The sequence below is a fragment of the Nonomuraea rhizosphaerae genome (assembly GCF_019396405.1).
Classification (GTDB): Bacteria; Actinomycetota; Actinomycetes; order Streptosporangiales; family Streptosporangiaceae; genus Nonomuraea; species Nonomuraea rhizosphaerae.
Window position 1 is genome coordinate 1 of sequence record NZ_JAHKRL010000020.1, and the last position, 12,336, is coordinate 12,336.

Sequence of the window (12,336 nt, forward strand, 5' to 3'; positions counted from 1 at the left end):
GGCCCTGCGGGGCGAACGGCCGCCGCTCCACCCGGTCACGCTGGTGCTGCAGCCGCTGGCCACGTACGGGCCGGACTTCCTGCTGCCGTACGGGTGGTCCACCGTGACCTCGCCGATGCTGGCCGGGGCGCTGCTGGTGTTCCTGCCGCTGCGCTGGAGCGGGCCGCTGGTCGGGATGATGACGTTGTGGCAGGCGGGCTCGATCTTCCTGGCCACGGGCAACCCGGTGGTCGTCCTCTTCTACGGCCTCGCGGTGCCGACCACCGGCGCGATGGTCTACGCCATGGTCCGGTTCGTCCGGGTGAGCGCGGACCTGGAGGAGGCCAGGGCCGAGCTCGCCGAGGCGGCCGTGCTCAAGGAGCGGATGCGCATCTCCCGCGACCTGCACGACGGGCTCGGCCGCAGCCTCACCGCGATCGCGCTCAAGGGCGACCTGGCCGGCCGCCTGATGGAGCGCGACCCGGCCGCCGCGCGTGGTGAGATCGGCGAGCTCGTCCAGGTGGCCAGGGAGGCCGCCCAGGACGTGCGGCACGTGGCGCGGGGCTATCGCGCGATGTCGTTCACCTCGGAGGTGGACCGGGCGGTGGCGCTGCTGGAGTCGTCCGGCGTGGGCTGCCAGGCCCACCTGGTGGAGGCCGCGCCGCCGAAGGCGTCGGAGGAGGCGCTGGCGTGGGGGGTACGCGAGGCGGTCACCAACGTCCTGCGCCACAGCCGCGCCACCACCTGCACGATCAGCACGTCGCTGAGCGGGGGCAGCCTGCGCCTGGAGATCGTCAACGACGGCGCCCCGCCCGCGGATGCGGATGCGGACGGCGGCCCGGTCGCGGGTGGCGGCCCGGTCGCGGGTGGCGGCGGTGGTGGGCTGGCCGGGCTCGGCGAGCGGGCCGCCCACGTCGGCGGGACCCTCACGGCCGCCCCGACCGGCGCCGGCGGGTTCCGGCTGACGATGGAGGTGCCCGCGTGATCCGCGCCCTGCTCGCCGAGGACATGCACATGATCAGGGCCGCGCTCACCGCCCTGCTCCGCCTGGAGCCGGACATCGAGGTGGTCGCGTCGGTGACGCGCGGCGACGAGATCGTCCCCGCCGCCCTGGAGGCCCGCCCCGACGTGGCGATCGTCGACATCGACCTCCCGGCGCTCGACGGCATCACCGCCGCCGCCGAGCTGCGCGAACGGCTCCCGTCGTGCCGCGTCCTCATCCTCACCGCGATGGGGCAGCCCGGCCAGGTGCGGCGCGCGCTCGCGGCGGGCATCGAGGCGTTCCTGGTCAAGGACGCGCCCGGCGACCGCCTGGCCGACGCCGTCCGGCGCACCGCCGCCGGGCTGCGCGTGCTGGACGCGGAGCTGGTGGCCGCGGCGATGGAGTACGGGGAGAGCCCGCTCACCCCGCGCGAGACCACCGTGCTGCGGGAGGCGGCGCGCGGGGCGTCGGCCGAGGAGATCGCCTCCCGGCTGCACCTGTCGGCCGGGACGGTCCGCAACTACCTGACGGGGGCCATCACGAAGACGGGCGCCCGGAACAAGATCGACGCCGTCCGCATCGCCGAGGACGCGGGCTGGCTGCCGTGATCCCGGTCGATCCCGCCGGTCACACGTCCGTGACGCGCACCCCGGCGTGCGCCTTGTAGCGGCGGTTGATCGAGATGAGGTTCGCCGTGAACGCCTCCACCTGGAACGCGTTGCGCAGCCGCCCGCCGTACACGCCCCGCACCCCGGGGATGACCGCCGCCAGCTCCTGCACCCGGTCGGTGGCCTCCCGGTCGTCGCCCAGCACCAGGACGTCGAGGTCCACCTTGTCCACCGCAGGATCCATCAGCACCACCGCCGACACGTGGTGGAAGGCCGCCACCACCCGGCTGTCCGGCAGCACCGCCGCCGCCTGCTGCGCGGCGCTGCCCTCCTCCACCGGCAGCGCGTAGGCGCCCTGCTTGTCGAAGCCCAGCGGGTTCACGCAGTCCACCACGATCTTGCCCGCCAGCTCGGCCCGCAGCGACTCCAGCAACGCCTTGTGCCCCTCGTACGGGACCGCGACGATCACCACGTCGGCCTCGGTCGCGACGGCCGCGTTCGCGGCGCCCCTGGCTCCGGAGCCGATCGAGCCGGCCGCCTCCTGGGCGCGCTCGGCGCTGCGCGAGCCGATCAGCACCTGACGGCCCGCCAGCGCGAACCGCCGCGCGAGGCCCTTGCCCTGGTCGCCGGTGCCGCCCAGGATCCCGATCACATCAGTCATGCTCCCCTTTCTAGCAGCCGCGCGGGCGCTCCCCCGGCGCACCCCCACCCCTTCTCAGGCTTTTGTACGGCAGGCATGGGGCACCGCCACCCGCCGCACGTGGCCGGCGCCCGTCCAGGGGAACGCTCCTCCGGTTCACGTGGCCGGGCGCCGTGACGTGCGCACGGTTGACCGGATCCGGCGGACGGGCGCGCCACCGATCGCGCCCGTCCGGGCCCTGGGGGCGTCGACGCTGCCGGGTCAGCAGTTGCCGGAGGCCGGCAGGCCCAGGATGCGCAGGGTGAGCCATTCGATCGCCAGCGGCCCTCCCTCGATCGCCCCAGTAACGTGGCTGGGCGCGGGAAGGGAGAGCCAGCGGACGTTGGCGCCCGCCCGGCAGTACTCCGAGCGCAGCGTCGCCCCCACGGCCCGCGGGATGATCTCGTCCCCCGAGGCGTGGTACAGGAAGATCGGCGAGCGCGGCGCGACGGCGCCGAGGCGGTTCTCGGCGAGGCGGGCCAGCCACTTGGGCTGGTTCATCAGGTCGATGGGGCTGAGGTCGGAGAAGCGCAGCCCGGCGAGCTTGCTCAGCTCGCCCACGCAGTCGTCGGCGGCGTCCGCGAGCAGGGCGCGCCCGCGGTCGTTCAGGTCGGCCTCCAGGTCGAGCTCAGGGTAGGCGGCGTCGAAGCCGACCCCGGCCGCGGCGGCGAGGCCGAAGTTCTCGTCGCCGTCCAGGTAGGCGGCCACCGCGCGCAGGTCGGCGGGAACGCCGCCCGCCGCCACGCCCTTGACCTTCAGCTCGGCCGCGTACGACGGCTGGAGCTGGGCGGCCCAGGCCGCCGACGCGCCGCCCTGCGAGTAGCCCATGATCGCGACGGGCCCGCCGGTGGCCAGGCCGGCGCCGGACACGCGGGTGGCGGCCCTGATCGAGTCGAGCACGGCGTGCCCCTGCGAGATCCCGGCCATGTACGTGTGCGTGCCGGGCGTGCCGAGCCCCTCGTAGTCGGTGACGACCACGGCGAACCCCTTGAGCAGGAACAGGCTGACCAGCGCCAGCTCGGCCTCCTGTCCCCGGCCCATGCTGGCCGAGGGCGCGCACTGGTCGCCGAGGCCGTGGGTGCCGACCGCGTACCCGATGATCGGGCGCTTGCCCAGCAGGTAGCCGGCCTTGGGGACGAGGAGGGTGCCGGAGACGGTGTTGGAGGAGCCGGTGGCGGAGGTCGAGCGGTAGAGCAGGTGCCAGGCGTTCACCGGGACTTCGAGCAGCTTGCCGGGCAGCAGGTAGACGGTCGTGGGCTGGGCGGTGACCACGTCCCCGGGGGCGGCGGCGCGGGCGGGCGGGGCCACGGCGAAGGACGTGATCAGTAAGGCGGCGATGGACATGCTGACGCGGAGACGTACGTTCATGTGCCACCCCTCTCGTGGGGTTCGCTCAGGGAGGGCGGCGCCGCGAGCCGATCGTTACTCGCCAGTAACCTCCTGTCAAGGCCCGAAATGACCCTGATGCCGGGGAAGTGTCAAATGGCTACGCAACTCTGGCCACCGCCGCCGCCAAAGCGGCGCCCGCGAGCCCGGCCGTCGGGCACCATGGACGGATGGACACTGGCTCGGTGAACCTCCTGCGTGAGCTCCTCGCCGAGACCGGCTGGGTGGAACGCACCCGCGACCTCGGCCTGGCGCTGCGGGCCACCCGCTCCCCCGGCGGCCTGCTGCTGGTGGGCACGCCCGACGACGAGCCGTGGCACCTCACCGCGCACCTCGCCGACGAGGCCAGGATGTCGGACCTGCCGCAGCTCGCGCCCACCCTGGTCCGCTGGGCGCCACCGCCCCAGGCCCCGCCCCACCTGCGGGTCGGGCTGGAGAGGATCGAGGGCACCGGGCGGGGCGAGACGCTGTTCGTGGTGGCCGAGCGGGAGGCGCCCGTGCCGCTGCTCGAACGGGTCGACGACGCCCGCCGTACGGGGGCGACGGTCCTGGCGCTCGAAGGCGGCGACCCGGCGCTGGAGGGGCTGGCGCACGACGCGATCGCGGTGCCGCGACTGGGGCCGGTCACCTTCGACGGGGCCCAGCACCTGGTCAGCATGGCGGCTGGTGAGCTGCCGGCCCGGCCGGGGCTGCGCGCGCGCCTGGCCCAGCTCCTGGAGCGGGTCAGCGGCCCCCAGGTGACCGACTGACAGGCTCGCGGCTCCCGGATCCATCGACCGGCCGCGGATCGGCGGATCGGCTCACGAGCCCCCCGCCGGCCGGCTCACCGGCTCGGCGGTGCCGTCCGGCCGGAGGTGGCCGATGAGGGTGGCTTCGAGGGCCGCCGTGGCCTCCTCGATCGCGCCGATCACCACCGCCTGCACCGGGTCCGGCTCCCCCGACCGCGTACGGCTCACCCGCGTGACCGCGTCCAGCCGCCGCGCTCCCACGTCGCGCACCTCGCTGACCCGCACCTCACCCTCGGGCACGTCCAGCAGGGCGAGCGCCGGCACGATGGCCACCCCGTGCCCAGCCGCCACCAGCGCGAGCGTCGGGTCGAACTCGGTGATCACGTGCACCTTGCGCGGCTCGAACCCGTGCAGCCCGGCCAGCCGGTCCAGCGCCTGCCCGCACGCCTGGTCCGGCTCGCTGGCCACCCACGGCAGGGCGGCCAGGTCGGCGACCGTGCGCGGCGGGTCGCTCCAGTCGGGCGGCACCACGACGCGGTACTCGTCCACGTAGAGCGGCCGGACGGCGAGCGAGGGCTGCGGCAGGACGGGCAGGCTCATGTCCTGCTCGGTGATCAGCACGTCCACGGCGCCGAGCCGCAGCTCCTGGAGCGCGGGCGGCCCGAAGACCTCGTGGATGCTCGGGATGATCTTGGGGTGGCAGGCGGCCAGCTCCCGCATGGCGGGCACCAGCATGTGCTTGATCACCGTGGGGAACGCGGCGATCCGCACCGGCCCCGCCAGCCGCTCGGTGAAGCGGGTCAGCTCGCGCCTGGCCTCCGCCAGCTCGTCCTCGACCCGCTCGGCGTAGCCGGCGAGCACCCGCCCGGCGGGGGTGAGGGAGACGCGCCGCTGCGAGCGGTCGATGAGCGCCAGGCCGACCTCGCGTTCGAGCTGGGCGAGCTGCTGGGACACCGCGGACGGCGTCAGGAACAGGGCCTCGGCCGCGCGCATGACACCGCCGCGGCGGGCGACCTCGTGCAGGACACGCAGCCTGCGGGGGTCGATGTCCATGCAGATCAGCTTACGCCAACCTTTAGCAATCTTTATTTGCGCTTTAAGGCCATCTATCCGGAGAATTCGCGCATGGAACTCCTTGTTGCCGCCATCGGCTGGGCCGGCGCGGCGTTGCTGCTGTTCGGCTACGGCATGGTCTCCAGCTCGCGGATGGCCGGCGACGGCGTCTCCTACCAGCTCGTCAACCTCGGCGGATCGCTCGCCCTCATGATCAACAGCGCCTACAGCAGCGCCTGGCCGTCAGCCGGCCTGAACCTGATCTGGGCCGTGATCGGCGCCGTCGCCCTCTACAAGCTCGCCAGGATCGGAGTGACCCGATGATCGCCGAACTCAGCCACCGCATCTTCGACGGCATGGTGACCTACCCGGGCATCCCCGCCCCGTCGATCGGCACGCACCTGAGCCGGGAGGACTCCAGGAAGATCTACGAGGAGGGCACGGAGTTCCACATCGCCACCATCACGCTGGCCGCCAACACCGGCACGTACCTGGACACGCCGTACCACCGCTACGCCGACGGCCAGGACCTGACGGGCATACCGCTGAGCAGCCTCGCCGACCTGCCGGGCCTGGTCGTGCGGGCGCGGGACGGCCGCCGGGTGACGATCGCCCAGGACCTGGACGTACGCGGCAAGGCCGTGCTCATCCACACCGGCTGGGACCGGCACTTCGGCACGCCAGAGTACCAGCGGGAGCACCCCTACCTCGCGCCCGAGTCGGCCGAGTGGCTGGCCGAGCAGGGCGCGGCGCTGGTCGGCATCGACTCGCTGAACATCGACGACACCCCTGGGGGCGGGCCGCGCCCCGCGCACACGGTGCTGCTCGCCCGCGGCATCCCGCTGGTCGAGCACCTGACCGGGCTCGCGGCGCTACCCGACGAGGGCTTCCGCTTCCACGCCGCGCCGCCGATGGTGGCGGGCATGGGAACCTTCCCCGTCAGGGCGTACGCGATCTTCTAGGAAGGGGCCCGCATCCTCATGGGAAGGGGCCGCGCCGGTCGTCTAGTCGTCGTCCTGGTCGGCCTCGTCCCATGCCTTGTTGCGGTCGGCGGCGCGCTGGAGTGCTCCGGCGGCCTCCTGCTCGCTCCCGTAGGGGCCCATCCGGTCCTTGTTGGGGCATCCCTTGTCGGGCTCGACCCGCATGTGCTTGAGGCAGAACCACCACTGGCCATCGCTCACGGGATCAATTCTGCCCCGTAGACTCGTGTTTCATGACGACACTGCTCCAGCCAGGGCGAGTTTCGCCCATACGAAAGGTCCCCGCGCACATCCAGCGGCCGGAGTACGTCGGAAAGAAGCGCCCCAAGATCGGCGAGCCCGACGTGAAGTCCCCCGAGATGATCGACAGGATGCGGGTGGCGGGCCGGATCGCCGCGCAGGCGCTCGAGGAGGTCGGCCAGCACGTCGAGCCCGGCGTGACGACCGACGAGCTCGACCGGATCGGCCACGAGTTCCTCATCGGCCAGGGCGCCTACCCGAGCACGCTCGGCTACAAGGGCTATCCCAAGTCGCTGTGCACGTCGATCAACGAGGTGATCTGTCACGGGATCCCCGACGACACCGTGCTGCGCGAGGGCGACATCGTCAACGTCGACATCACCGCCTTCATCGGCGGCGTCCACGGCGACACGGACGCGACGTTCCTGGTGGGCGAGGTGGACGAGGAGTCGCGGCTGCTGGTGGAGCGCACCCGCGAGGCGATGATGCGGGCGATCAGGGCGGTCGCGCCGGGCCGCCAGCTCAACGTGGTGGGCCGGGTGATCGAGGCGTACGCCAAGCGGTTCGGCTACGGCGTGGTGCGCGACTTCACCGGGCACGGCATCGGCACGAGCTTCCACTCGGGGCTGATGGTGCCGCACTACGACGACCCGTCGCTGCGGGTGGAGCTGGTGCCGGGGATGACGTTCACGATCGAGCCGATGCTGACGCTGGGCACGATCGACTACGACATGTGGCCCGACAAGTGGACCGCCGTGACCAAGGACCGCAAGCGCACCGCCCAGTTCGAGCACACGATCGTGGTGACGGAGACGGGCAGCGAGATCCTCACCGTCGCCTAGGCACCACGCCGCTCACGGTGGTGCCCTCGTTCTGCGTGCCGGTCACCGACAGGCTGCCGCCCAGTTCGGTGAACGTGGCGCGCATCCGGGCGATGCCGCCGCCCGGCCGCAGGGCGGCGAAGCCCTGGCCGTGGTCGCGGATGGTCATCCGCAGCCCGCTCTTGCTCGCCGTCACGGCCACGGAGACGAGGCTCGCGCCGCTGTGGTGCTCGACGTTGCTGAGGGCCTCGCGCATGGCGGTCAGCACTCCGGCCGCGATGCGTGAGGGCACCTCGCTGGAGGGCAGCGCCCACGTCTCGACGGTTATCCCGGTGCGCTCGGACCATTCGGTCAGGTAGGACTCCAGGGCTTCCGCAAGGCTTTGGCCCCCGCGCATGCGCGTCTCTTTCGACAACTCTCCACGCCTTCCTGAGCCATCCCGGGGCATTCACCGGCCCCCACCGATGTCCCACGAGACGGACGCAGGCCCCTTTTATGGGACTTACGTACTGCTCATGAGGTTATGCCCGCCTCCCCTGCAAGCAAGGCTACCCGTCCCGCTTGACATTCGCTGAACAGAGTTACGGTGGCATGACCACGCGGCTACTGACTGCTTTCGCCGCGGTTGAGCCGGGCCAGATAGGCGTTGTAGGAGTCGAGCTCCGGATCGCCCGCCCGGCCGCCCTTGTCGGCCCTGCGGTCGGCCCGCCTGGCCTGCCGGCTGTCGTCCTGGTACCACTGCACGGCGATCGCCAGCAGCACCATCAGGGTCGGGATCTCGCCGAAGCCCCACGCGATCGCGCCGCCGTTCTGCTGCTCCTCCAGCAGCGGGCCGCCCCAGGTGCGGCCGAGCTGCTCGTACCAGCCGGAGGCGATCACGCTGCCGGTCATCATCAGCGCGACGCCGAAGAAGGCGTGGAAGGGCATCGTCACGAACAGCACCAGCAGCTTGCCCACGTGCGGCAGCCGGTGCGGCGCCGGGTCGACGCCGATGATCGTCCAGAAGAACAGCGAGCCGCTCAGCAGGAAGTGCAGGGTCATGAAGATGTGCCCGAGATGCTCCTCCATGGCCGCCTCGAACAGCGGCGTGAAGTAGAGGGCGTAGGTGGAGGCGATGAAGATGGCCGTCGCGATGGCCGGATGGGCCACGACCTTGACGAACCGGCTGTGCAGGATCGTCGTCAGCCACTCGCGCGGCCCCCGGTCGCCGCGCTTGGCGGCCGGCCTGAGCGCGCGCAGCGCCAGCGTGACGGGGCCGCCGAGGACCAGCAGGATGGGCACGACCATGGACAGCGTCATGTGCTCGACCATGTGCACGTCGAACATGACCTTGGCGTAGCGGGCCACGCCGCTCTGGGTGGCGATCACCAGCAGCGCCACGCCGCCGAACCAGGCGCTCGTGCGCCCCCACGACCAGCGGTCGCCGCGCCGCAGCAGCCTGACCACCCCGGCCGCGTAGAGCCCGGCCAGGACGGCGGCTACGGTCGCGAAGAACAGGTCGAGCCACCACAGCGACGCCAGGTTCGCGATCGTGATCGGCGGCGGCATCGGGAAGCCGAGCAGGTCGAAGGCCCGGTCGGCGGGCAGGCTGACCGGCGGCGGCGCGGTGCGCGAGAGCACGACGGCCAGGCCCATGGTCGCGGCCATGAGCAGCAGCTCGCCGGCCGCCAGGCGGGTGAAGGCCCGCGGCTCGCCCTTGGACATCCGGCGCAGCGTGCGCTGCCTGTGCCACCAGCCGATGTAGCCGAGCAGCACGTACGCGATGGTCTTGGCCACGATCAGCACGCCGTAGGCGGAGGTCCACAGGTCGGACACGGCGGTGAGCCGGGCCAGCACGCTGAACACGCCCGAGGCGCCCACCGCGACGAAGCACCACACGGCGAGCCTGGAGAACCTGTCCGCGGCGATCTCCAGCTTCGGCAGCCGGCGCACCGCGTGCAGGACGACCACGCCGAGCCCGCCCACCCACAGCGACAGCGACAGCAGGTGCAGCGCCAGCCCGGTGGTGGCCAGGTCGTGGTTGGGCGAGGAGGAGGAGTGGCCGGTCAGCGCCGGCGGCAGCAGCGTGGCCAGCGCGAACACCAGCAGCCCCGCCGCCGACCCCGCGGTGATGGCGCCGCGCGAGAACAGCGCGATCGCCACGCCGAACAGCACCACCAGCGTGAGCGCGATGCCGCCGCCGTACTGGGTGGCGAAGCCGGTCAGGTAGTTGCTCCCGAAGACCTGCTCGACCGGGATGGCGAAGGAGTCGGCCGCGCCGAACACGATCGCGGCGAACGCGGCCGCGGCCCAGGACATCGCGGCCCAGGAGGCGGCCCTGACGTAGCCGAGCCCGGCCTTGCCGAGCAGGCCCTTGTCGTTGGGCAGCAGCGCGGTGGCGGCCAGCAGCAGCCCGATGGTGACCAGGCCGGAGGCGTCCATCCACAGCTTGGAGATCGGCAGCCCCCACCGGGTGAGCACACCCGCGTCGGGCAGCCCTGGGATGATCCGGGGGAACGCCGCGCCGCTGGCCACCATGGTGATGACCAGGGCGGCCAGCGCCACGCCGGCCGCCATGAGCGCGAGACGCGCGGCCCTGGTCATCGGCGCTTCGAGCCCTTGCGGGCGCTGAGCAGGAAGCCGATGCCGATGCCGACGAGCCCGCCGACCACGACCAGCAGCCACACGGGGAACGACGTCGAGGCGGCGGCGGCCGGCTCCGCCACCGGCGTCTGCCGGGTCGGAGTGGGCACGGCAGTAGGCACGGCGGCGGCCGAGTCGGTCTCCTCCGGCGCCGAGGGCGCGGCCGAGTCGACCGCCGAGGGCGCCGTGGTCGAGGGGGCGCCCGCGACCGTGAACGGGATCTCCCCCTGTACGGGGTGCCCGTCGGAGGAGACGACGCGGTAGGCGATCGTGTAGTCGCCGTCGGGCAGCACGTCCCTCAGCTCCTGCGTCACCACCTTGCCGCCGACCTTGGCGTCGCCGTTCTGGTAGGTCCTGTCCTCGGGGCCGCTGACGACCACGAACGGCTGGCGGACGCCGGAGATGAACTCCAGCTTGACCTCGCTGGGCGACACGACCGTGGCGCCCTTGGCGGGGACGCTGCTCTTGAGCGAGTCGTGCGCCAGGCCCTCGATCGAGCTGTGCGCCAGGCTCGTGAGGGAGTCGTGCGCCAGCGCCGGCCCGGCGGTGCCGAGCAGGAACAGGGCGGCGAGGAGCGCGGTGAGTGCCGCGGAAGGGGAAGTCTTCATGGCACCCCAAGGCTACCGAGGCCGCCGCCCGGTCCTGACTCGGCTACAGGCCCGCGCAGGCCAGGGCGCGCTGGTAGGCCTCCACCGCGCCGTCGGTGTCGCCGATCTGCTCCATGGTCTCGGCGGCGGCGTACCAGGTGCCGGCGTCGCGCCCGCTGTTCGGGCTGGAGCTCATCCAGCGGCGTACGGTGTCGATCTCGCCCGCGGCCTCGTCGGGCCGGCCGAGCCCGCCGTACGCGCGGCTGAGCATGAGGCTCAGCTCGGCGCCCAGGGACTTGGCCTTGGTCTCGGCCAGCAGCTCGACACCGGTCCTGGCGTACCGGAGCGCCTGCTCGTAGTTGCCGTCGAGCAGCTCGCCGCGCGCCAGCTCCGACACGCAAGCGGCGCGGTCGGCCAAGCTGGCGGAGGACTGCGCCAGCTCCTGCTCGGCCCTGGTGAGCAGCTGGCGGGCCTCCTTGACCGAAGCCGACAGCCTCGTCTTGAGCATGAGCGACGCGTACGCGGTGCGCATCCTGGCGAGGTTGCGCGGCTGGCCCGTCTCGGACTGGATGGCGAGGGCCCGCTCGGCGAACCCGAGGGCCTCCTCGCCGTGCCCGGTGACCTCGGCCACCGCGGCGGCGTTCCAGTTCGCGGCGACCATCGAGCGCGGGGTGCCCAGCATGTCGGCCGCGTTCAGCAGCTCGGCGGCGAACTGGCGGGCGCGCAGCAGGTCGCCGCGGTACATGTAGGCCCCGAGGAGGGTGGCGCCCAGCTCGACGATGAGGTCCGACCACGTCGGCCGGGTGACGCCGAACAGGACGCTCTCCCCGATCTCGACGGCGTCGGTGAGCCGGTCGCTCCTCATGTAGAGGCGGCACAGCGCGATGGAGATCTCCACGCGGCGGTCCGGCGAGACGTCCTCGTCGCGCAGCCGCTCGAAGATGGCGATGGCCCCGGCGAGATCACCGCACGCCTCGGTGGCCAGTGCCAGCCCGAATTCGGTGTCTTGACGTAGAGACGCCAAACCTGTCAGGTTGTTGTTCGCCATCAGCTCGGCGAAGCGGGTGCGGGCCTCGGAGACCTCGCCGTTCTCCAGAGCCAGCCGCGCGTAGCCGAGGGCCAGCTCGATATCCTCCATCTGCTCCGCGGTTACGCCGTTGACCAGATAGGAGAGCGAGCAGTCCAGCTTCTGAGCTAGCAGCTCCAGGACGGCGGGAGTCGGGGTACGCTTGCCACTCTCAATCAAGGAGACGTAGCTGTCCGATAGTTCGGGATGCGCGAGCTGCGCCTGTGACAGCCCGCGCTGTCGCCGAACGGTTTTGATACGGAGTCCGACCAGGTCAGATGTGGTCACAGTCGCCGCTCCTTGAGATGATGACAACGCACTACACACAGGCGAGGGAGCCCCTCATGCGCATGCGTCTTCTTCTGTCCGCGCTAGCTGTCTTTGCTGCGACCGTACTTGTCGCAGGTAGCAATGTTACGGCCGCGGGTGCCGAATCGTCTCCTATGGCCAGCTTCGAAACTCCCCTGTGCTGCTGAATCGGCTGCCGACCAGGCGTTCGTGAGACTAATTTCCGTGGCGGCGACCGTCGCCACGGCCGCTGCATGCGCGGCAGCGTGATGACCCGTCGTCCCCCTGCTGCGGGTCGTGCGAAGTCCACCCCTCTC

General features: G+C 72.1%; 14 protein-coding genes. 6 read left to right on the top strand and 8 right to left on the bottom strand.

Annotated features, from left to right (window positions below):
• On the top strand, nucleotides 1–964 hold a 964-nt coding region (locus tag KME77_RS01030), incomplete at its 5' end, for a sensor histidine kinase (protein WP_219460423.1).
• Nucleotides 961–1,569 (top strand): response regulator transcription factor, encoded by a 609-nt coding sequence (locus KME77_RS01035; RefSeq protein ID WP_219460425.1) that lies wholly within the window; start codon nucleotides 961–963, stop codon nucleotides 1,567–1,569. The genes KME77_RS01030 and KME77_RS01035, both read left to right, overlap by 4 nt.
• A 19-nt stretch (nucleotides 1,570–1,588) precedes the next feature.
• Here the strand turns inward: KME77_RS01035 and npdG are convergent, their stop codons facing one another.
• A complete protein-coding gene (npdG, locus tag KME77_RS01040; protein ID WP_219460428.1) occupies nucleotides 1,589–2,230 on the bottom strand; it encodes an NADPH-dependent F420 reductase in 642 nt (213 codons plus the stop codon).
• Nucleotides 2,231–2,470: 240 nt separating this feature from the next.
• Nucleotides 2,471–3,616 carry a lipase family protein gene (locus tag KME77_RS01045; RefSeq protein ID WP_219460431.1) on the bottom strand — a complete coding sequence of 382 codons (1,146 nt, stop codon included), beginning with the start codon at nucleotides 3,614–3,616 and terminating at the stop codon, nucleotides 2,471–2,473.
• Nucleotides 3,617–3,804: 188 nt separating this feature from the next.
• Here KME77_RS01045 and KME77_RS01050 point away from each other — a divergent pair, with 188 nt between their 5' ends.
• Nucleotides 3,805–4,383 carry a hypothetical protein gene (locus tag KME77_RS01050; RefSeq protein ID WP_219460436.1) on the top strand — a complete coding sequence of 193 codons (579 nt, stop codon included), beginning with the start codon at nucleotides 3,805–3,807 and terminating at the stop codon, nucleotides 4,381–4,383.
• A gap of 51 nt (nucleotides 4,384–4,434) precedes the next feature.
• On the opposite strand, the gene KME77_RS01055 is transcribed toward KME77_RS01050, so the two are convergent.
• Nucleotides 4,435–5,415 (bottom strand): LysR family transcriptional regulator, encoded by a 981-nt coding sequence (locus KME77_RS01055; RefSeq protein WP_219460439.1) that lies wholly within the window; start codon nucleotides 5,413–5,415, stop codon nucleotides 4,435–4,437.
• A gap of 72 nt (nucleotides 5,416–5,487) precedes the next feature.
• Here KME77_RS01055 and KME77_RS01060 point away from each other — a divergent pair, with 72 nt between their 5' ends.
• Together KME77_RS01060 and KME77_RS01065 are read left to right on the top strand one after the other, a co-directional pair.
• Nucleotides 5,488–5,739: a CBU_0592 family membrane protein gene (locus tag KME77_RS01060; protein ID WP_219460442.1), complete on the top strand. Its 252-nt coding sequence runs from the start codon at nucleotides 5,488–5,490 to the stop codon at nucleotides 5,737–5,739.
• Complete coding sequence (locus KME77_RS01065; protein WP_219460446.1) at nucleotides 5,736–6,377, top strand: cyclase family protein; 642 nt, start codon at nucleotides 5,736–5,738, stop codon at nucleotides 6,375–6,377. The genes KME77_RS01060 and KME77_RS01065 overlap by 4 nt, the downstream gene beginning before the upstream one ends.
• A 42-nt stretch (nucleotides 6,378–6,419) precedes the next feature.
• Here KME77_RS01065 and KME77_RS01070 read toward each other — a convergent pair whose 3' ends face one another.
• Nucleotides 6,420–6,596 carry a hypothetical protein gene (locus tag KME77_RS01070; protein ID WP_219460449.1) on the bottom strand — a complete coding sequence of 59 codons (177 nt, stop codon included), beginning with the start codon at nucleotides 6,594–6,596 and terminating at the stop codon, nucleotides 6,420–6,422.
• Between the two features lie 32 nt (nucleotides 6,597–6,628).
• Here KME77_RS01070 and map point away from each other — a divergent pair, with 32 nt between their 5' ends.
• Nucleotides 6,629–7,477 (top strand): type I methionyl aminopeptidase, encoded by an 849-nt coding sequence (gene map, locus KME77_RS01075; protein WP_219460452.1) that lies wholly within the window; start codon nucleotides 6,629–6,631, stop codon nucleotides 7,475–7,477.
• Here map and KME77_RS01080 read toward each other — a convergent pair.
• From KME77_RS01080 to KME77_RS01095, 4 genes are all read right to left on the bottom strand, one after another.
• Nucleotides 7,464–7,853: a sensor histidine kinase gene (locus tag KME77_RS01080; protein ID WP_219460454.1), complete on the bottom strand. Its 390-nt coding sequence runs from the start codon at nucleotides 7,851–7,853 to the stop codon at nucleotides 7,464–7,466. The two genes, map and KME77_RS01080, sit on opposite strands and share 14 nt — an antisense overlap.
• A gap of 206 nt (nucleotides 7,854–8,059) precedes the next feature.
• Nucleotides 8,060–10,039, bottom strand: coding sequence for a bifunctional copper resistance protein CopD/cytochrome c oxidase assembly protein (locus KME77_RS01085; protein WP_219460457.1), 1,980 nt, complete (start codon nucleotides 10,037–10,039; stop codon nucleotides 8,060–8,062).
• The gene (locus KME77_RS01090) at nucleotides 10,036–10,686 is read right to left on the bottom strand and encodes a copper resistance CopC family protein (RefSeq protein WP_219460460.1); all 651 of its coding nucleotides are present in this window, start codon (nucleotides 10,684–10,686) and stop codon (nucleotides 10,036–10,038) included. The genes KME77_RS01085 and KME77_RS01090 overlap by 4 nt, the downstream gene beginning before the upstream one ends.
• Nucleotides 10,687–10,729: 43 nt before the next feature.
• The gene (locus tag KME77_RS01095) at nucleotides 10,730–12,058 is read right to left on the bottom strand and encodes a helix-turn-helix domain-containing protein (protein WP_308250487.1); all 1,329 of its coding nucleotides are present in this window, start codon (nucleotides 12,056–12,058) and stop codon (nucleotides 10,730–10,732) included.
• Nucleotides 12,059–12,336 lie beyond the last annotated feature (278 nt).

Bases quoted from the DNA above. Each gene is read 5' to 3' on its own strand.
- KME77_RS01055 (WP_219460439.1), bottom strand. From the start codon at position 5,415: ATGGACATCGACCCCCGCAGGCTGCGTGTCCTGCACGAGGTCGCCCGC.
- KME77_RS01085 (WP_219460457.1), bottom strand. From the start codon at position 10,039: ATGACCAGGGCCGCGCGTCTCGCGCTCATGGCGGCCGGCGTGGCGCTG.
- KME77_RS01090 (WP_219460460.1), bottom strand. From the start codon at position 10,686: ATGAAGACTTCCCCTTCCGCGGCACTCACCGCGCTCCTCGCCGCCCTG.
- npdG (WP_219460428.1), bottom strand. From the start codon at position 2,230: ATGACTGATGTGATCGGGATCCTGGGCGGCACCGGCGACCAGGGCAAG.
- map (WP_219460452.1), top strand. From the start codon at position 6,629: ATGACGACACTGCTCCAGCCAGGGCGAGTTTCGCCCATACGAAAGGTC.
- KME77_RS01045 (WP_219460431.1), bottom strand. From the start codon at position 3,616: ATGAACGTACGTCTCCGCGTCAGCATGTCCATCGCCGCCTTACTGATC.
- KME77_RS01060 (WP_219460442.1), top strand. From the start codon at position 5,488: ATGGAACTCCTTGTTGCCGCCATCGGCTGGGCCGGCGCGGCGTTGCTG.
- KME77_RS01080 (WP_219460454.1), bottom strand. From the start codon at position 7,853: ATGCGCGGGGGCCAAAGCCTTGCGGAAGCCCTGGAGTCCTACCTGACC.
- KME77_RS01065 (WP_219460446.1), top strand. From the start codon at position 5,736: ATGATCGCCGAACTCAGCCACCGCATCTTCGACGGCATGGTGACCTAC.
- KME77_RS01050 (WP_219460436.1), top strand. From the start codon at position 3,805: ATGGACACTGGCTCGGTGAACCTCCTGCGTGAGCTCCTCGCCGAGACC.